We start from the raw sequence: 17,293 nt of genomic DNA on the forward strand, positions 1-17,293 counted from the left end.
TACGATGGCGCTTCCAGCCTATGCGGGAACCGGCGAGCGGGTCTGGTACTACAGCTACAGGGTGATCTGCGCGCTCATCTTCCTCTTCCTGATCGTGCCGATCATCGTGATCGTGCCGCTCTCCTTCAACGCGCGGCCCTACTTCACCTTCACGCAAGGGATGCTGGCGCTCGACCCGTCCGCCTACTCGCTGCGCTGGTACGACGCCCTGTTCTCGAGCCGGGAGTGGATGAACTCCATCCGCAACTCCTTCTTCATCGCCACCTCCTCGGCGCTCATCTCCACCGCGCTCGGAACGCTGGCGGCGCTCGGCCTGAGCCGGCCGCAGATGCCCGCGCGCGCCTTCATCACGGCGATCCTCATCTCGCCGATGATCGTGCCGCTCATCATCACGGCGGCCGCCCTGTTCAGCTTCTACGCGCGGCTGAACCTCGCCAATACGTTCTTCTCGATCATCATGGCGCACGTGGTGCTCGGCACGCCCTTCGTCGTCATCACGGTGACGGCGTCGCTGTCGGGCTTCGACCAGCAGCTGATCCGGGCGGCCCAGAGCCTCGGCGCGAACCAGGTGACGACGTTCTTCAAGGTCATCCTGCCGCTGCTTCTTCCGGGCGTCATCGCCGGCGGGCTCTTCGCCTTCATCACCTCGCTCGACGAGGTGGTCGTCGTCCTGTTCCTGGCAGGCCCCGAGCAGACGCCGATGACGGTGCGGATGTTCTCCGGCCTCAGGGAGGAGATCAGTCCGACGATCCTCGCGCTCGCCTCGATCCTCGTCGCGATCTCTATCCTGCTGCTCACCTCGATGGAGTTCCTGCGCCGGCGGAACGAGCGCCAGAGGGGGATCAGTCAGACGTAGCGATCTCCTCCCGGCGACGCTCGCGGCTATGCCGGGCGGACCCGCCGCTCGCTGACGCGGAAGGAGCCCTCGCCGTGGGCGACGAGGGTGCCGTCACCGTCGAAGATCTCGGCGCGCGCGAAGTAGATCCTGCGGCCGCCGCCGGAGCGCGCGCCCACGGCGCGAAGCGGTCCCTTCACGGCGGGCGCGAGGAAGGACGTCGTGAGGGTGACGGTCGCGACGGCCGGCTGCTCGCCCGGTGTCTCGGCATAGCCGCCGGAGAACCCGCAGGCCGTGTCGATCAGCGAGGCGAGGACGCCGCCGTGGACGACCTTGCGCCGGTTGAGGTGCTGCGGCCCGATCTCCATCACGACGACCGCCCGCCCGTCGGTCCACTCGGCCAGCCGGTAGCGCATCGTGGACTGGAAGCCCGACGGCTCCTCGAGGGACCTGGCGGTCAGAAGATCGTCCCTGAACCCATCGGACATCGGTGGCTCGCTCCTCTGCTCGTGGCGCGAAGGAAGACGGCCCCCGGCGCGAGGCTCGGGGTTACTGCAGCGGGATCGGGCCGACAACACGGCACCCCTGCGCAGGGGTTACAGGAGCTATAACCAACACGTATGGCGGTTGGCCCCGGAGCTGCTTTGCACCTCGGCCGCGATTGGCTAGGTTCGCCCCGCCGCCCGACTTCCGGGGCGCCGATCAGCAGGAACACGCGGGGCCACGAGCGAAGCACCCATGATAGACAAATTCGTGCGCAGCATGGCCGATGCCATGGAAGGCATCGCCGACGGATCGACGGTGCTCGTCGGCGGCTTCGGCTCGGTGGGGCAGCCCGACGCGCTGATCGACGGGCTGATCGAGAGCGGCGCGAAGGACCTGACGATCGTCGCCAACAACGCCGGCGCCGGCCGCGTCGGCCTCGCGAAGCTTCTCGAACTGCGCCGCGTCCGCCGCATCATCTGCAGCTTTCCCCGCAGCGCCGGCTCCGTCGTGTTCGAGGAGCTCTACGCGAACGGCGAGATCGAGCTCGAGATCGTGCCGCAAGGGACGCTGGCGGAACGGCTGCGCGCGGCCGGTGCCGGCATCCCCGCCTTCTTCACCCCCACCGCCGCCGGCACCCAGCTCGCGGAGGGCAAGGAGACGCGCGTAATCGACGGGCGCGAATACGTGCTGGAGAAGTGGCTGCCGGGCGATGTCGCGCTGATCGAGGCTTGGCAGGCCGACCGCTGGGGAAACCTCACCTATCGCTCGAGCGGGCGGAACTTCAACGCCGTGATGGCGATGGCCGCGACCACGACCGTCGCGCAGACCCAGCACGTTGTGGACCTCGGCGCGATCGATCCCGAGGCCGTCGCGACGCCCGGCATCTTCACGAGCCGCGTCATCCATGTCCCCTATGGCGACCCCGAGATCTGAGGCACCACCCATGTCCGACACTGCTGCGGCCTTCAAGGCCCTCAACCGCGACGAGATGGCGAACCGCCTGGCGCAGGACATTCCGGAGGGCTGGTACGTCAACCTCGGAATCGGCGCGCCGACGAAGGTCGCCGACTTCATTCCGGCCGACCGCGAGGTCGTCATCCACTCCGAGAACGGCATCCTGGGAATGGGGCCGGCGCCGGCGAAGGACCAGGTCGATCCATGGATCATCAACGCCGGCAAGCAGCACGTGACGCTGAAGCCCGGCGGGTCCTACTTCGACCATGCGACGAGCTTCGCGATGATCCGCGGCGGCCACATCGATCTCTGCGTGCTCGGCGCCTACGAGGTGGCCGAGAACGGTGACATCGCGAACTGGGCCACCTCGGCGACGGAATCCGCGCCCGCGGTCGGCGGCGCGATGGATCTCGCGGCGGGTGCGAAGCGCATCTGGGTCCTGATGCAGCACACGACGAAGCAGGGCGAGGCGCGCCTCGTCGAGAGCTGCTCCTATCCGCTGACCGCCGCGGGCGTCGTCAAGCGCATCTACACCGACCTCGCCGTCATCGACGTGACGGAGGAGGGCTTTTCCGTCGTCGAGATGATTCCCGGGCTGACGCGGGAGGAGCTGCAGGCGCGGTCGGGTGCGAGGCTTCGCTTCGATCGCCTGAACACCGCGGGCTGACCCGGCGGAGGCGCGTGCGGCTCCGCGCCGCCAGCGCCCGGGGGCGGACGAGGAGGGACCCGTCCGGGGCTGCCGGACGTTGGACGTGACATGCCAGCGACCGGAGCTTCCTCATGACCCTCAAGGCCCTCGCGCTCAACTGCACGCTCAGCCCCGCGACCGAGAGCTCGTCCACCCAGCTTCTTCTCGATCAGGTGCTCGCGGCGCTCGCCCCCTTCGACGTGACCGGCAGCTCGATCCACGTCGTCGGCCGGAACGTCAAGCCGGGCGTCACCTCCGACGAAGGGGAGGGCGACGACTGGCCGGCGATCCGCGCCGACATCCTGTCGAGCGACATCGTCATCCTCGGCACGCCGATCTGGCTCGGGCAGCCGTCGAGCGTCGCCAAGCGCGTGCTGGAGCGAATGGATGCGTTCCTCTCGGAGACCGACGAGGAAGGCCGCATGGTGTCCTATAACATCGTGGCGGGCGTGGCGGTCGTCGGCAACGAGGACGGCGCCCATCATGTCAGCGCCGAACTCTACCAGGCTCTGAGCGACGTGGGCTTCACCATCCCCGCGAACGCCGTCACCTACTGGGTGGGGGAGGCGATGCACGGCACCGACTACAACGAGCTCGGCGCGACGCCGGACCCGGTGAAGAAGGCGACGGCGATGCTCGCGCGCAACGCCGCCCATCTCGCGAGGCTCCTCAAGGACAATCCCTATCCCGGAGAAGGGAGCTGACGCCCGCGGCGTCGCCCTTCGGGCGAAGCCGGCGGCCGCGGTCGGCCCGGAGGGGGCGGAGAGCCCCGGAGAACGAACCGGCCCGGCATCCAGGCCGACGAACGCCCGGCCCCGTACGGTGAGGGCCGGAGGCGCCTGCGGGGAGCGTCGGTGTCTTGTCCCGTCCTCGAGGCATTCCCATATAGATGTTGATTTTCCGCCCGAGCCAGCCGGCTCGCGCGCAGCCTCCCTTCCACGCTCGGTTCCCCGGCCGCCCCGCGCCGGCCGTGCCCCGAGCCCCGCCGAGGCGTCTGGAACTCCGCGAAGCTGCTCGCGAAGACCGGCGCCATACCTGAAACATCGGGGGAGCAGCGTCGGTCCTCGGCGCGTCCTGTCCGACAAGCTCGCACTGGAAGGAGCCAGCATGACTTCGCACGCTTACACTGTCGGCCAGAACGTTCGCCTGGCCGGCTCGACCCTTCATCAGGGCCTGGATGGCGTCTACAAGATCCTCGCGCTTCTGCCGGAGGAGCGGGGCGACTGGCAGTACCGCGTCGAGAGCATGTCGCGGCCGCAGCAGCGGGTCGTCACCGAGAGCCAGATCACCCATGCGGACTCCTCGCCGGCCCTCGCATCCGGCGGCTGACGTGGACGCGGCGGCGACTGGTCGCAACACCGCTCGATGGTTGATGGCTAGCGGGGCATCGCCCCCTGGGGCCCGTTAAGCCTTTTCACGGGCGGCGCGGCACCGCGTTCCCGAGACGGCAAATCTCGATCATACTGTTGCTCTCACGCCCCCGCACCTGGTGCCGCGGCGTCGAGGCTGTCGTGTCACATGAACAACGTCGGAGGTTCCGGATGTCGAAGAACAGTGGCGGGAGCGCCCAGAGCAAGCGGGACCGGGGCGAAGAGACGACCAAGACGGCCAAGGCTCTGATCGACGCGGAGCGCACCGCGGCGCAGAAGAAGACCCTGCGGCTGCGCGAGGCGCGGCTGGCCAAGGAAGCCGAGGACGCCGAGGCGGCGGAGGTTGCCGCCAAGGCCAAGGCCAAGGCCAAGGCCGCGCCCAAGAAGCGCAAGCGCGCGGTTCCCGCCGGGTAGGGGCTTCCGGCCGGCCGGACGAGGCGGGATGTGGCGGCTTACGGCCTGCCGCCCGACCCTTCGCCCCGGTCGCTTGGGGACGGCGCCGGCGCCGCCGCCGAGGGCGACGCGCCGGTGGCGGCGCTGAACAGGCCTCGCATCAGATCGATCGGCACGGGGAACACGATCGTCGAGTTCTTGTCGCCCGCAATGTCGTAGAGCGTCGAGAGATAGCGCAGCTGCATCGCCTCCGGGCGGGCGGCGAGGGTGCTCGCGGCTTCCACGAGCCGTTCCGCGGCCTGGTGCTCGCCTTCCGCGTTGATGATGCGGGCGCGCCTGTTGCGCTCGGCTTCCGCCTGCCGGGCGATTGCTCGCACCATGCTCTCGTCGATGTCCACGTGCTTGATCTCGACATTCGCGACCTTGATGCCCCAGGCGTCGGTTTGGCTGTCGAGGATCTCCTGCAGGTCGGCGTTCAGCTTGTCGCGCTCGGACAGCATCTCGTCGAGGTCGTGCTTGCCGAGCACCGAGCGCAGCGTCGTCTGGGCGAGCTGGCTCGTCGCCATCATGAAGTTCTCCACCTGGATCACCGCCTTCCCCGGATCGACGACACGGAAGTAGAGGACGGCGTTCACCTTCACCGAGACGTTGTCCTTCGAGATGACGTCCTGGCTCGGCACGTCGAGGACGATGGTGCGGAGGTCGACCCTGACCATCTGCTGGACGACCGGGATCAGGATGATGATGCCCGGCCCCTTCACGCCCGAGAACCGGCCCAGGGTGAAGACGACGCCGCGCTCGTACTCGCGAAGGATGCTGATCAGCGAGACCAGCACGAAGACGGCCAGGGCTGCGATGACGAGGTAGGCCACGAGGTCGAAAGGCATCACGCGTCTCCTGTTCGGTTCGGTGTTGTCTGTTCCGGCTCCACGACGAGAACGAGCCCCTCCCGGCCGATGACGCGGACATGGTCGCCGGCCGCGAACGAAGCGTCGGAACGGGCCTTCCAGCGCTCGCCGTGGACATGGATCGAGCCGGAGGTGCCGGACCATTCGATCACTTCGGCCGGCTCGTCGGGAAGGGTCTCGTCCCCCGTGACGACGCGGCGCCGATAGGCCCGCGCGACGGCCGCGAAGCCGAGGATCAGGAAGCCGGCCGTCACCGCCGTGGCGACGGCGATGACGGCCGGCGAAAGCGCGAAGCCCGGCACGTCCTCGAACAGGAAGACAGACCCGAGCGCGAAGGCGACGGCGCCGCCGATGCCGAGTATCCCGAACGACGGAACGAACGCCTCGGCGGCCATGAGCGCGAGACCGAGGAACAGGAGCGCGCCGCCGGCATAGCTGACCGGCAGCATGTTCAGCGCGAAGAGGGCGACGACGAGGGCGATGGCGCCGATGACGCCGGAGAAGATCGTGCCGGGGTTCCAGAACTCGAGGATGATGCCGTAGATCCCGATCAGCATCAGGATATACGCGATGTTGGGGTCGGTGATCGCGGCGAGGAGCCGCGTGCGCCAGTCGGGCTCGAGCGACGTAAGGCCGAGATCGGCCGTGCGCAGGACGACGTCCCGGCCCTGGACGCGCACCTGCCTCCCGTCCGCCTGGGCGAGCAGGTCCAGCAGGTCGTCCGCGAGGATCTCGATCACGTTCTCGTCCAAAGCGGCGCGCGCGGCCAAGCTCTCTGCATCGCGCACCGCATGCTCGGCCCAGTCCGCGTTGCGGCCGTGGATGTCCGCGAGGCTGCGGATCTGGGCGACCGCGTCGTTGACCGCCTTGCTGCTCGCCGGATCGCGGGAGGGTCTATCCTCGCCCTCCTCTTCGCCCTCGCCACCCGGTGTGAGGCCTCCGCCGATCTCGATCGGGGTGGCAGCACCGACATTCGTGCCGGGTGCCATGGCCGCGAGGTGGCTTGCATATAGGATGTAGGTGCCGGCGCTCGCCGCCCGCGCCCCGCTCGGGGCCACGTAGGCGATGACGGGGACGGGGGAGCCGAGGAGGTCGCGGATGATGTCGCGCGTCGAGGAGACGAGGCCGCCGGGCGTGTCGATCCGCAGGACGATCGCCGCCGCGCCACGGTCTGCCGCCTCGTCGAGCCCGCGCCTGAGGAAGAGCGTGGTGGCGGGACCGATGGCGCCCTGCACGTCGAGGAGGAGCACCGTGCCTCCGCTCTCCGCCGGCTGGGCGGCCGAAAGCGTCCGGTCCGACAGGAACAGGAACGCGCCCAGGACGGTCAAGGTCGCGAGCGCGAACAGCAACACCCGGCCCCGAGGCCCGGAATGGCGATGTCGCGGTCCCGCCGTCGGCAAGCTGCCTCTCCCGATCCGGTTCGAGTCTCCCCCCCTTTCTAGCCGATTTCGGCGCCCGGCGCTCCCCGGGGTCTCACGCGGTGACGCAGATCCAGACGGCGGCGAAGTGGATCGAGGCGGCGACGAGGACGAGGCCGTGCCAGATCGGGTTGTGGAAGCGCAGGGTCTGCCACAGGTGGAAGATCACGCCGAGCGTGTAGACGAGACCTCCCGCCAGGATGAGCCAGAGCGTCGCCCTGGGCAGGGTCTCGATGAAGACGTCGAGGGCGCTGACGCCGCTCCAGCCGAGGGCGAGGTAGAGGTAGATCGACAACCGCTCGTACCGCCCCGGCCGGATGAGCTTCAGCGCGACCCCGGCCACCGCGACGGTCCAGACGACCGCCATCAGCCGATACGTGCCGGCCTCGATCATGAAGGGGGTGTATGTCCCGGCGATCAACAGGTAGATCGCCGAGTGGTCGAAGCGCCTCAGAAGCCACTTCGTGCGGCCGACCGGCCAGATGTTGTAGGTGGCCGACAGGCCGAGAGACAGGAGCAGCGACGCGGCGTAGGTCGAGACCGCCATTGTACCCACCAGGTCGAACCTCTCGAGGGATGCAATGAAGAGGGCGGTGGCGGCGACGACCCCCAGAACGAGCCCCACCGCGTGGACGATGCCGTCAGCCCATAGCTCCGCCGGCGTGTAGTTCCAGGATCTGGCGTCGACGAAGCGTTCCGACATTGCTTCTCCGTTTGAGCGAGGCGAGGCGCCTCGTAAACCTAGATACCCCCGACGGGGAAGCAAGTCGTCCCTCCGGGCTCTGGTGCCGCAGCCGGGACCTGCGGTATCTTGCGCGGGACTTTCGATTGTCCCAGAAAACGAAAGCGTCTCACCATGCTGCCTGAACGCCAGAAAGCAATTCTCGGGCGTGCCCGCGAGGTCGGCCGGGTGGCCGTCGAGGATCTCGCCGAGCGGTTCGGGGTGTCGTCGCAGACGATCCGCAAGGACCTGAACGAACTCTGCGATCGGCGCTACCTCACGCGCGTGCATGGCGGCGCCACGCTCTCCTCCAGCGTGGAGAATGTCGGCTACGACGCGCGGCGCATGATCGCGCACGCCGAGAAGGCCGCGATCGGCCGTGCGGCCGCGGGCCTGATCCCGGACCGGGCGTCACTCTTCATCAATATCGGGACGACGACGGAAGCCGTGGCCGAAGCGCTTCTGCAGCGGTCCGGACTGATGGTGATCACGAACAACATCACCGTCGCCACGATGATGCGGCCATATCCCTCGCTTCAGGTCATCATTGCCGGCGGGGTCGTCCGCTCGTCGGACGGAGGCGTCGTCGGCGAGGCGGCGGTCGACTTCATCCGGCAGTTCAAGGTCGACTACGCGATCATCGGCATATCGGCGATCGACCTCGACGGCGCGCTCCTCGACTTCGACTACCGGGAAGTTAAGGTCGCACAGGCCATCGCCGAGAACGCCCGGCGCGTGGTGCTGGTCGCGGACGCCACGAAGTTCGAACGCACGGCGCCCGTCCGCATGGGGCATCTGAGCCAGGTCGACGTCTTCGTGACCGACCGGTGCCCCCACGAAGAGGTTCGGCGGCTCTGCGCGGAGCACGACGTCGAGCTTATCGAGGCCCTGCCGGAAGCCTCCCCCGCAGCCCTTCCCGAAGCGGTGTAACGTTTTCATCGCCTTTTTGCTTTCGGGCTACTTGCGGAAATGCGCCAAACCGAAATACAAATGAAGGGGTCGAGAGCGGCGAAAGACCGCCCGGCGCGCAAGGGAGCGAGCGCAGGTGGGGCGCGTGGCGAAGCAGTACGACATTCTCGTGGTCGGCGGCGGCATCAACGGATGCGGCATCGCGCGTGATGCGGCCGGGCGGGGCTGGTCGGTCCTGCTCTGCGAGATGAACGACCTCGCCAGCGGCACGTCGTCATGGTCGACGAAACTCGTGCATGGCGGCCTGCGCTACCTCGAGTACTACGAGTTCCGTCTGGTGCGCGAGGCGCTGATGGAGCGCGAGGTGCTGTGGTCGATGGCGCCGCACATCATCTGGCCGCTCCGTTTCGTGCTGCCGCACCATCGCGGCCTGCGGCCGGCGTGGCTGCTGCGCCTCGGCCTCTTCCTCTATGACCATATCGGCGGGCGGAGGAAGTTGCCGCCGACGCGGACGCTCGACCTGCGCCGGGACGCCGCGGGGAGGCCGCTCGCCGGCGACTATCGCCGCGGCTTCGAGTATTCCGACTGCTGGGTCGACGATGCTCGCCTCGTGGTGCTGAACGCGCGCGCCGCCCGGGAGAAGGGCGCGGAGATCCGAACGAGGACGCAGGTCGCCTCGCTCGAGCGCTACGGCGAGGGCTGGCGGGTGCTCCTGCGCACGCCCGACGGGGGCAGCGAGACCGTCCATGCGCGGCTCGTCGTCAACGCCGCCGGGCCATGGGTCGACAAGGTGCTGGGCGTCGCGACCCACGCCACGGCCCACAACGTGCGGCTCGTCCAGGGCAGCCACATCGTGGTGCCGAAGCTGTTCGACCACGACCGCGCCTACATATTCCAGAACGAGGACGGCCGCATCGTCTTCGCCATCCCCTACGAGCGCGACTTCACTCTGATCGGCACGACCGACCGGGACTACGAGGGCGACCCGGGCTCGGTCCGCATCACCGACGAAGAGATCGAGTATCTCTGCCGGGCGGCCGGCGAGTATTTCTCGCGGAAAGTCGCTCCGGCCGACGTCGTCTGGACCTATTCGGGCGTACGGCCGCTCTTCGACGACGGGGCGACGGCAGCTCAGGCCGCCACGCGCGACTACGTCCTGAAGCTCGACCGGGGCGCAGGCGTGCCGCCGCTCCTCAACATCTTCGGCGGCAAGATCACGACGTATCGCCGTCTTGCCGAGGCGGCGCTCCAGAAGATCGAGGAAGCGCTCGGCGAGCGGCGGGGCCGGCCATGGACTGCCGGTGCGACGCTGCCCGGCGGCGACTTTCCGGCCGACGGCTACGAAGCGCTCTGCGACCTCGTGGCGCGCGACCACCCGGCGCTGCCGCGCGATCTCGTGCGGCGCCTGGTGCGGGCCTACGGCACCGACACGAGCCTGCTGCTGAACGGGGTCGGCTCGGTCGCGGATCTCGGTCGCGACTTCGGCGAGGGACTGACGGAGCGCGAGGTCGAATGGCTGCGCGCGAAGGAGTGGGCGAGCACGGCCGAGGACATCGTGTGGCGGCGTTCCAAGCTCGGCCTGCGCATGACGATCGACCAGGTGGCGGCACTCGAGGAATATCTGCAGGATCGACATCCGGCACGCGAAGCAAACCTCGCCGCCGGCTGAGACGAGAGGGCGGGCGAACCGCCCCGAGCCAGAAGCGTGCGGCCGCAAATGGCCGCGAGGGAAGGACAACGGCGCCCGCGGGGCCGGAGAAGGGAACGGCGGTCGATGCTCGAACTGCGTGACGTGACCAAGGTCGTCGGGCGGGAGACGCATATTCGCGGCGTCTCGATGGCGCTCGAGCGCGGGTCGCTCAACGTGCTGCTCGGGCCGACGCGCTCCGGCAAGACGAGCCTCATGCGCCTGATGGCCGGGCTCGACAGGCCCGCCTCGGGCGACATCCTGATGGACGGCAAGAGCGTCGTCGGGGTGCCGGTCCAGAAGCGCAACGTCGCCATGGTCTACCAGCAGTTCATCAACTACCCGACGCTCACCGTCTACGAGAACATCGCCTCGCCCCTGCGCGTCGCCGGCCGCGACAAGGCGACGATCGAGGCGGAGGTCAGGAAGGCGGCCGCGCTCCTCAGGCTCGAGCCCTATCTCGAGCGCACGCCGCTCGAGCTCTCCGGCGGACAGCAGCAGCGGACGGCGCTCGCGCGGGCGCTGGTGAAGGGGGCCGACCTCGTGCTCCTCGACGAGCCGCTCGCCAATCTCGACTACAAGCTGCGCGAGGAGCTGCGCGCCGAGTTGCCGAAGATCTTCGCGGAAAGCGGCACGATCTTCGTCTACGCCACGACGGAGCCGAGCGAGGCTCTCCTTCTCGGCGGCAACACGGCGACGCTGTCGGAGGGCAGGGTGACGCAGTACGGCCCGACGCCGGAGGTTTTCCGCAACCCCGTCGACCTCGTGACGGCAAGAACCTTCTCGGACCCGCCGCTCAACATGCTGAAGGTGACGAAGCGCGGCGACCGCTTCCACGGCCCGCAGGACACGGCCATCGCCGCGCCCGCCTCCGCGATGGCGCTGGCCGACGGCACCTACGTGCTGGGTTTCCGGCCACACCACCTCTACCTCGATCCACCCGGGCCGCAGGCCGTGGCGCTGAAGGCCCGCGTCGCGGTGACCGAGATCACGGGCTCGGAGAGCTTCGTCCACCTCGACCACGGCGGCGAGCGCTGGGTCGCCCTCGCGCACGGTGTGCGGTCGATCGAGGTGGACGAGGACCTGACGGTCTATCTCGATCCGCAACGTCTCTTCGTCTTCGGATCCGACTGGCTGCTCGCCGCCGCCCCGGCCCTCCGCAGCGCCGCCTGAGGGAGAAGCCCATGTCCCGCATCGTGCTCGACGGCATCGCCCACTCCTACAGGTCCAACCCTCAGGGCGCCGCGGACTGGGCGCTGAAGGAGGTCAACCACGTCTGGGAGGACGGGCAGGCCTATGCGCTCCTCGGCCCCTCCGGCTGCGGAAAGACGACGCTCCTCAACCTGATCTCGGGGCTCCTGACGCCGAGCAGGGGCCGCATCCTCTTCGGCGACAGCGACGTGACGGACATGCCGCCGGAGGCGCGAAACATCGCGCAGGTCTTCCAGTTCCCGGTCATCTACGACACGATGTCGGTCTTCGACAATCTCGCCTTCCCCTTGCGCAACCGCCGCGTGCCGGAGGCGGAGGTGCGGACGCGGGTCGAGGAGATGCTTCGCATCATCGACCTTCAGGACAAGGCGAAGCGCAAGGCCGCCAACCTGTCGGCCGACGAAAAGCAGAAGATCTCGCTCGGCCGGGGGCTTGTGCGCTCCGACGTCAACGCGATCCTGTTCGACGAGCCCCTCACGGTCATCGATCCGCACATGAAGTGGGTGCTTCGCTCGCAGCTCAAGCACCTGCACAAGCGCTTCGGCTTCACGATGATCTACGTCACCCACGACCAGACGGAGGCGCTGACTTTCGCCGACAAGGTCGTCGTCATGTACGAAGGCGAGGTCGTGCAGTTCGGGACGCCTGAGGAGCTCTTCGAGAAGCCGCGCCACACCTTCGTCGGCTACTTCATCGGCTCGCCGGGGATGAACGTGCTGCCTGCCTCCGTCGACGGGCGGGAGGCGATTCTCGGCGGCAACCGCATTTCGCTGTCGGGTAGCTACGAGCGAGCCGTGACCGCCGAGATCGGCGTGCGGCCGGAGTTCGTGCGGGTCGCCCGGGCAGGGGAAGGCCTGCCGGTGCAGATCAGGCGCGTCGAGGATCTCGGACGCTTCCGCGTCGTGCGTGCTTCGCTCGAGGGCCACGAGGTCAACGCCGTCGTCGGCGAGGACCAGGAGCTGCCGGCCGAGGCCTCGCTCGTCTTCGATCCTGCCCGGGTGAACGTCTACGTCGACTCCCATCTCGTCGAGCCGAGGGCCTGAGCGATGGAAAAGCCCTGGAACAACAAGGCCTGGTTCCTCGTCCTGCCGGTCATCGTACTCGTGGCATTCTCGGCGATCATCCCCCTGATGACCGTCGTCAACTACTCGGTTCAGGACACGTTCGGGAACAACGTCTTCTTCTGGGCGGGGACCGAGTGGTTCGAGGAGACGCTACAGTCGGAGCGGTTCTGGGCGGCCCTCGGGCGCAACCTCGTCTTCTCCTTCATCATCCTCGCGATCGAGGTGCCGCTCGGCATCGCGGTGGCGCTCGCCATGCCCCGCAAGGGGATCGGCGTCCCGGTCTGTCTCGTCCTGATGGCCCTGCCGCTGCTCATACCATGGAACGTCGTCGGCACGATCTGGCAGGTCTTCGGCCGCATCGACATCGGCCTTCTCGGGCGCGTGCTGGCGGATTTCGGCATCTACTACAACTACACCCAGAACCCGCTGCACGCCTGGATCACGGTCATCGTCATGGACGTGTGGCACTGGACGAGCCTCGTCGTGCTCCTGTGCTACGCCGGCCTCGTCTCCATTCCCGATGCCTACTACCAGGCCGCGCGGATCGACGGGGCCTCGCGCTGGGCCGTCTTCCGCTACATCCAGCTGCCGAAGCTGAAGCACGTCCTGCTGATCGCCGTGCTCCTGCGCTTCATGGATTCCTTCATGATCTATACCGAGCCCTTCGTCGTCACTGGCGGCGGCCCCGGAAACACGACCACGTTCCTGTCGATCGACCTCGTGAAGATGGCCATCGGCCAGTTCGACCTGGGGCCGGCGGCGGCGATGTCGATCATCTACTTCCTGATCATCCTCGCGCTGTCCTACGTCTTCTACACCGTGATGACGCAGACGGGCCGCGACCGCGAGACGGGGCGCTAGAGCCATGGCCGCGACAGACGTGACGACGACCGCGCCCGCGGCGCAGGTGCGCCCGGCGACCAGGACGAGGAGCATGGGCCGTGCCCGGTTCTCCTGGATCGTGCCGACCCTCTACATCATCTTTCTGCTGCTGCCGATCTACTGGCTCGTGAACATGAGCTTCAAGACGAACCAGGAGATCCTGTCGATCTTCACGCTGTGGCCGCAGAACCCGACCCTCGCCAACTACCGGGTGATCTTCACCGATCCGGCCTGGTATAACGGCTACATCAACTCGATCATCTACGTCGTCCTCAACACGGTGATCTCGGTCGCGGTCGCGCTGCCGGCGGCCTACGCGTTCTCGCGATACCGCTTCCTCGGCGACAAGCACCTGTTCTTCTGGCTCCTGACGAACCGCATGGCGCCGCCAGCCGTCTTCGTGCTGCCGTTCTTCCAGCTCTACTCGGCCTTCGGGCTGATCGACACGCACATCGCCGTCGCCATCGCGCACTGCCTGTTCAACGTGCCCCTGGCGGTGTGGATCCTCGAGGGCTTCATGTCCGGCGTCCCGAAGGAGATCGACGAGACCGCCTATATCGACGGCTATTCGTTCCCGCGCTTCTTCACGAAGATCTTCATGCCGCTGATCGCGTCCGGCATCGGCGTCGCGGCCTTCTTCTGCTTCATGTTCTCCTGGGTCGAGCTCCTGATCGCCAGGACGCTGACGACGACGGACGCGAAGCCGATCGCGGCGACGATGACGCGCACCGTCTCGGCGTCGGGCCTCGACTGGGGCGTGCTGGCGGCAGCCGGCGTGCTGACGATCATCCCCGGCGCGCTCGTGATCTATTTCGTGCGCAACTACATCGCCAAGGGCTTCGCCCTGGGGAGGGTCTAGATGTCAGTCGATGATGTCTTCCACACCCAGATTGAGCGCGCCGGCGAGAGCCTTGAGCGTCGACAGGCGCGGGTCGATCTTGCGGCTCTCGATGTCGCTGACGCTGGCCGGCCGGACGCCCGCCTTGGCGGCGAGGGCCGCCTGGGTGAGCCCCACCGACTTACGCCACGCGGCGAGGGGGTGGAGCTGGCCGTCGAGCGACGCAATGACGAGTTCGGACGGCATGCCGGGAGAGCCTTCGGCCTCGATTTTCGCCTGCTCGGCCAGGGCCATGTCGCCCGCATCCTCGACGAGGGTGCGGTACTCTTCTTCGGTCATGACGATCAGCCGATCGCCCTTCAGATTGACGGCCTCGTTCACGAGAGATCTCCCTCAACGGTAGATGTCTTTTCGATGTGCGATGCGGACCACATAGACGTCGTCGACAAGCTCGAAGACGGCCCGCCAGACGCCGTGTCGCAAGCGGAACCTCGGCTCGCCGACGAGTTTGATCACGTCTCCCGTACCGTCGGCCGCGAACCGTTCGAGCTTCGAAACGATCGCTACCCGGTCGGTCACGGGCATGCGCTTGAGGCCCCGGCGTGCCACGTTCGAGAAGATAACCTTCATGCGCTGGTCCGCAAGACTCTGCGGCAAGGATACGGTACGGCGCATATTTCTGCAATTGGGGGGCCAGCATGATCGACCTCTCCTGGATGGCCTGGACGTGGCCGACGGCGATCTTCTTCCTGACGATCTTCGCGCTGCTCGCGACCATGGGCGTGTGGGAATACGCGCGGCCGGGCGGGCACCCGAGAAACGGTATCCTGGGCTTCGAGACGACACGCGGCGACAGGCTCTTCATCTCGCTGCTCGGCTCGGCCTTCATCTGTCTTGCATGGCTCGGCTTCACGGAGCTGAGCCTCTGGTGGGCTCTCGCCCTCTGTCTGGCCTACGCCTACGGCGTCTTCCGGCTGGTCTGAGGGCGGACGAGGTGTCGGACCCGCGGCAGACGGGCCGGCAAAGATCAACAACGACTTGGGAGGACCTTCGATGAAAAGGACACTTATGGGGACGGTGGCGATCTGCGCGCTCACCCTGTCCTCGAGCGCCTTCGCCGACATGGACGCGGCGAAGAGGTTCCTCGACGAGGAGATCGGCGATCTCTCCAGCCTGTCCCGCGAGGAGCAGGAGCAGGAGATGCAGTGGTTCATCGACGCGGCCGAGCCCTTCCAGGGCATGGACATCCGCGTCGTCTCCGAAACGATCACGACCCACGAGTACGAGTCGAAGGTGCTAGCGCCGGCCTTCACGGCGATCACCGGCATCAAGATCACGCACGACCTGATCGGCGAGGGCGACGTCGTCGAGAAGCTGCAGACGCAGATGCAGTCGGGCGAGAACATCTACGACGCCTACATCAACGACAGCGACCTGATCGGCACGCACTGGCGCTATCAGCAGGCGCGCAGCCTGACCGACTGGATGGAGAACGAGGGCGCGGACGTCACGAACCCGAATCTCGACATCGACGACTTCATCGGGAAGTCGTTCACCACGGCGCCGGACGGCGAGCTCTACCAGCTGCCCGACCAGCAGTTCGCGAACCTCTACTGGTTCCGCTACGACTGGTTCAACGACCCCGAGATCCAGGCCGACTTCAAGGAGAAGTACGGCTACGACCTCGGCGTGCCGGTGAACTGGTCGGCCTACGAGGACATCGCCGAGTTCTTCACGGGCCGCGAGATCGACGGCCAGAAGGTCTACGGCCACATGGACTACGGCAAGAAGGACCCCTCGCTCGGCTGGCGCTTCACCGATGCGTGGCTCTCCATGGCCGGCAACGGCGACGTGGGCATCCCGAACGGCGTGCCGGTCGACGAGTGGGGCATCCGCGTGAACGAGCAGAGTCAGCCCGTCGGCTCCTGCGTCGCGCGCGGCGGCGACACGAACGGCCCGGCGGCGGTCTATTCGATCCAGAAGTATCTCGACTGGATGGAGGCCTACGCGCCGCCGGAGGCGCAGGGCATGACCTTCTCGGAGTCCGGCCCGGTGCCGGCGCAGGGCGCCATCGCCCAGCAGATCTTCTGGTACACGGCCTTCACCGCCGACATGGTGAAGGACGGGCTTCCCGTCGTCGACGAGGAGGGCAACCCGAAGTGGCGCATGGCCCCGTCGCCGCACGGTGTCTACTGGAAGGACGGCATGAAGCTCGGCTACCAGGACGCGGGCTCCTGGACGCTGATGAAGTCGACCCCGGACGACCGGGCGAAGGCCGCCTGGCTCTATGCCCAGTTCGTGACCTCGAAGACGGTCGATGTGAAGAAGAGCCATGTCGGCCTGACCTTCATCCGCGAGTCTTCGATTCAGCACGACTCCTTCACCGAGCGCGCGCCGAAGCTCGGCGGCCTCGTCGAGTTCTACCGCTCGCCCGCGCGCGTGCAGTGGACCCCGACCGGCACGAACGTGCCCGACTACCCGAAGCTCGCCCAGCTCTGGTGGCAGGCGATCGGTGACGCCTCGTCGGGCGCGAAGACCGCCCAGGAGGCCATGGACTCGCTCTGCGAGGAGCAGGAGAAGGTGCTCGCCCGCCTCGAGCGCGCCGGCATCCAGGGCGACATCGGCCCGAAGCTCAACGACGAGCACGACATGGAGTACTGGGTCGAGCAGGCACAGGCGAACGGCACGCTCGCGCCCCAGCCCAAGATCGAGAACGAGAAGGAAGAGCCGCAGACCGTCTCCTATGACGAGCTGGTGAAGAGCTGGCAGGGCGAGTCTTCCGCCGACGGGCAGAAGGCCAGCGCGAACTGAGATCTACCTCTCTCCCGGGAACAGACTGGAGATGGCCAGGGCCTTCGGGCTCTGGCCAAATTTTCCGGCAGGGGAGGACGTCACGAGGGTCGCGTGAAGACGACCGGCAGGAACGGC

The 17,293-nt window shown here is 67.6% G+C and carries 20 protein-coding genes; 14 read left to right on the plus strand and 6 right to left on the minus strand.

Going from position 1 to position 17,293, the window contains the following annotated elements; translation table 11 throughout:
• Positions 1-4 precede the first annotated feature (4 nt).
• The gene (locus N177_RS16535; protein WP_023433539.1) at positions 5-856 is read left to right on the plus strand and encodes an ABC transporter permease; all 852 of its coding nucleotides are present in this window, start codon (positions 5-7) and stop codon (positions 854-856) included.
• Between the two features lie 26 nt (positions 857-882).
• On the opposite strand, the gene N177_RS16540 is transcribed toward N177_RS16535, so the two are convergent.
• Positions 883-1,323, minus strand: coding sequence for a PaaI family thioesterase (locus N177_RS16540; protein WP_023433540.1), 441 nt, complete (start codon positions 1,321-1,323; stop codon positions 883-885).
• Between the two features lie 253 nt (positions 1,324-1,576).
• On the opposite strand from N177_RS16540, the gene N177_RS16545 reads away from it, so the two are divergent.
• The 5 genes from N177_RS16545 (at position 1,577) to N177_RS16565 (ending at position 4,747) form a co-directional block, all read left to right on the plus strand.
• Positions 1,577-2,254: a 3-oxoacid CoA-transferase subunit A gene (locus N177_RS16545; RefSeq protein ID WP_200863424.1), complete on the plus strand. Its 678-nt coding sequence runs from the start codon at positions 1,577-1,579 to the stop codon at positions 2,252-2,254.
• A gap of 10 nt (positions 2,255-2,264) precedes the next feature.
• Complete coding sequence (locus N177_RS16550) at positions 2,265-2,942, plus strand: 3-oxoacid CoA-transferase subunit B (protein WP_023433542.1); 678 nt, start codon at positions 2,265-2,267, stop codon at positions 2,940-2,942.
• Positions 2,943-3,055: 113 nt separating this feature from the next.
• Positions 3,056-3,667 (plus strand): flavodoxin family protein, encoded by a 612-nt coding sequence (locus tag N177_RS16555; protein WP_023433543.1) that lies wholly within the window; start codon positions 3,056-3,058, stop codon positions 3,665-3,667.
• A 403-nt stretch (positions 3,668-4,070) separates the two neighbouring features.
• Complete coding sequence (locus N177_RS16560; RefSeq protein ID WP_023433544.1) at positions 4,071-4,292, plus strand: hypothetical protein; 222 nt, start codon at positions 4,071-4,073, stop codon at positions 4,290-4,292.
• A 212-nt stretch (positions 4,293-4,504) separates the two neighbouring features.
• Complete coding sequence (locus N177_RS16565; RefSeq protein WP_023433545.1) at positions 4,505-4,747, plus strand: hypothetical protein; 243 nt, start codon at positions 4,505-4,507, stop codon at positions 4,745-4,747.
• A gap of 38 nt (positions 4,748-4,785) precedes the next feature.
• On the opposite strand, the gene N177_RS16570 is transcribed toward N177_RS16565, so the two are convergent.
• The 3 genes from N177_RS16570 to trhA form a co-directional block, all read right to left on the minus strand.
• Positions 4,786-5,613, minus strand: coding sequence for a slipin family protein (locus N177_RS16570; protein ID WP_023433546.1), 828 nt, complete (start codon positions 5,611-5,613; stop codon positions 4,786-4,788).
• Positions 5,613-6,983, minus strand: coding sequence for an NfeD family protein (locus N177_RS16575; RefSeq protein WP_244444295.1), 1,371 nt, complete (start codon positions 6,981-6,983; stop codon positions 5,613-5,615). The genes N177_RS16570 and N177_RS16575 overlap by 1 nt, the downstream gene beginning before the upstream one ends.
• A 124-nt stretch (positions 6,984-7,107) precedes the next feature.
• Positions 7,108-7,755 carry a PAQR family membrane homeostasis protein TrhA gene (trhA, locus tag N177_RS16580; RefSeq protein ID WP_023433548.1) on the minus strand — a complete coding sequence of 216 codons (648 nt, stop codon included), beginning with the start codon at positions 7,753-7,755 and terminating at the stop codon, positions 7,108-7,110.
• Between the two features lie 153 nt (positions 7,756-7,908).
• On the opposite strand from trhA, the gene N177_RS16585 reads away from it, so the two are divergent.
• From N177_RS16585 to N177_RS16610, 6 genes are all read left to right on the plus strand, one after another.
• Positions 7,909-8,703, plus strand: coding sequence for a DeoR/GlpR family DNA-binding transcription regulator (locus N177_RS16585; protein ID WP_023433549.1), 795 nt, complete (start codon positions 7,909-7,911; stop codon positions 8,701-8,703).
• Between the two features lie 124 nt (positions 8,704-8,827).
• Positions 8,828-10,351, plus strand: coding sequence for a glycerol-3-phosphate dehydrogenase (glpD, locus tag N177_RS16590; protein ID WP_040486086.1), 1,524 nt, complete (start codon positions 8,828-8,830; stop codon positions 10,349-10,351).
• Between the two features lie 105 nt (positions 10,352-10,456).
• On the plus strand, positions 10,457-11,542 hold the full coding sequence (locus N177_RS16595) for an ABC transporter ATP-binding protein (RefSeq protein WP_023433551.1): 1,086 nt from the start codon (positions 10,457-10,459) through the stop codon (positions 11,540-11,542).
• Between the two features lie 11 nt (positions 11,543-11,553).
• Positions 11,554-12,624: an ABC transporter ATP-binding protein gene (locus N177_RS16600; RefSeq protein WP_023433552.1), complete on the plus strand. Its 1,071-nt coding sequence runs from the start codon at positions 11,554-11,556 to the stop codon at positions 12,622-12,624.
• A gap of 3 nt (positions 12,625-12,627) precedes the next feature.
• Entirely contained in the window at positions 12,628-13,506 is an 879-nt protein-coding gene (locus N177_RS16605; RefSeq protein ID WP_023433553.1) for a carbohydrate ABC transporter permease, read from the plus strand.
• Positions 13,507-13,579: 73 nt separating this feature from the next.
• Complete coding sequence (locus N177_RS16610; protein ID WP_040486087.1) at positions 13,580-14,386, plus strand: carbohydrate ABC transporter permease; 807 nt, start codon at positions 13,580-13,582, stop codon at positions 14,384-14,386.
• Positions 14,387-14,389: 3 nt separating this feature from the next.
• On the opposite strand, the gene N177_RS20730 is transcribed toward N177_RS16610, so the two are convergent.
• Both N177_RS20730 and N177_RS16620 read right to left on the minus strand, forming a co-directional pair.
• Complete coding sequence (locus N177_RS20730) at positions 14,390-14,746, minus strand: helix-turn-helix transcriptional regulator (protein WP_023433555.1); 357 nt, start codon at positions 14,744-14,746, stop codon at positions 14,390-14,392.
• A gap of 12 nt (positions 14,747-14,758) precedes the next feature.
• On the minus strand, positions 14,759-14,995 hold the full coding sequence (locus N177_RS16620) for a type II toxin-antitoxin system RelE family toxin (RefSeq protein WP_023433556.1): 237 nt from the start codon (positions 14,993-14,995) through the stop codon (positions 14,759-14,761).
• A 68-nt stretch (positions 14,996-15,063) separates the two neighbouring features.
• Here N177_RS16620 and N177_RS16625 point away from each other — a divergent pair, with 68 nt between their 5' ends.
• Both N177_RS16625 and N177_RS16630 read left to right on the plus strand, forming a co-directional pair.
• On the plus strand, positions 15,064-15,348 hold the full coding sequence (locus tag N177_RS16625; RefSeq protein ID WP_023433557.1) for a DUF2160 domain-containing protein: 285 nt from the start codon (positions 15,064-15,066) through the stop codon (positions 15,346-15,348).
• A gap of 70 nt (positions 15,349-15,418) precedes the next feature.
• Entirely contained in the window at positions 15,419-17,176 is a 1,758-nt protein-coding gene (locus N177_RS16630) for an ABC transporter substrate-binding protein (RefSeq protein WP_040485966.1), read from the plus strand.
• The last annotated feature ends 117 nt before the right edge of the window (positions 17,177-17,293 follow it).

This window comes from Lutibaculum baratangense AMV1 (assembly GCF_000496075.1).
GTDB lineage: Bacteria > Pseudomonadota > Alphaproteobacteria > Rhizobiales > Tepidamorphaceae > Lutibaculum > Lutibaculum baratangense.

Excerpts from the sequence above, each read along its gene's own strand:
- N177_RS16625 (WP_023433557.1), top strand. The coding sequence starts at position 15,064 with ATGATCGACCTCTCCTGGATGGCCTGGACGTGGCCGACGGCGATCTTC.
- N177_RS16570 (WP_023433546.1), bottom strand. The coding sequence starts at position 5,613 with ATGCCTTTCGACCTCGTGGCCTACCTCGTCATCGCAGCCCTGGCCGTC.
- N177_RS16595 (WP_023433551.1), top strand. The coding sequence starts at position 10,457 with ATGCTCGAACTGCGTGACGTGACCAAGGTCGTCGGGCGGGAGACGCAT.
- N177_RS16540 (WP_023433540.1), bottom strand. The coding sequence starts at position 1,323 with ATGTCCGATGGGTTCAGGGACGATCTTCTGACCGCCAGGTCCCTCGAG.
- N177_RS16555 (WP_023433543.1), top strand. The coding sequence starts at position 3,056 with ATGACCCTCAAGGCCCTCGCGCTCAACTGCACGCTCAGCCCCGCGACC.
- N177_RS16550 (WP_023433542.1), top strand. The coding sequence starts at position 2,265 with ATGTCCGACACTGCTGCGGCCTTCAAGGCCCTCAACCGCGACGAGATG.
- N177_RS16610 (WP_040486087.1), top strand. The coding sequence starts at position 13,580 with ATGGGCCGTGCCCGGTTCTCCTGGATCGTGCCGACCCTCTACATCATC.
- N177_RS16605 (WP_023433553.1), top strand. The coding sequence starts at position 12,628 with ATGGAAAAGCCCTGGAACAACAAGGCCTGGTTCCTCGTCCTGCCGGTC.
- N177_RS16620 (WP_023433556.1), bottom strand. The coding sequence starts at position 14,995 with ATGAAGGTTATCTTCTCGAACGTGGCACGCCGGGGCCTCAAGCGCATG.
- N177_RS16600 (WP_023433552.1), top strand. The coding sequence starts at position 11,554 with ATGTCCCGCATCGTGCTCGACGGCATCGCCCACTCCTACAGGTCCAAC.
- trhA (WP_023433548.1), bottom strand. The coding sequence starts at position 7,755 with ATGTCGGAACGCTTCGTCGACGCCAGATCCTGGAACTACACGCCGGCG.
- N177_RS16585 (WP_023433549.1), top strand. The coding sequence starts at position 7,909 with ATGCTGCCTGAACGCCAGAAAGCAATTCTCGGGCGTGCCCGCGAGGTC.
- N177_RS16630 (WP_040485966.1), top strand. The coding sequence starts at position 15,419 with ATGAAAAGGACACTTATGGGGACGGTGGCGATCTGCGCGCTCACCCTG.
- N177_RS16560 (WP_023433544.1), top strand. The coding sequence starts at position 4,071 with ATGACTTCGCACGCTTACACTGTCGGCCAGAACGTTCGCCTGGCCGGC.
- N177_RS16565 (WP_023433545.1), top strand. The coding sequence starts at position 4,505 with ATGTCGAAGAACAGTGGCGGGAGCGCCCAGAGCAAGCGGGACCGGGGC.
- N177_RS16535 (WP_023433539.1), top strand. The coding sequence starts at position 5 with ATGGCGCTTCCAGCCTATGCGGGAACCGGCGAGCGGGTCTGGTACTAC.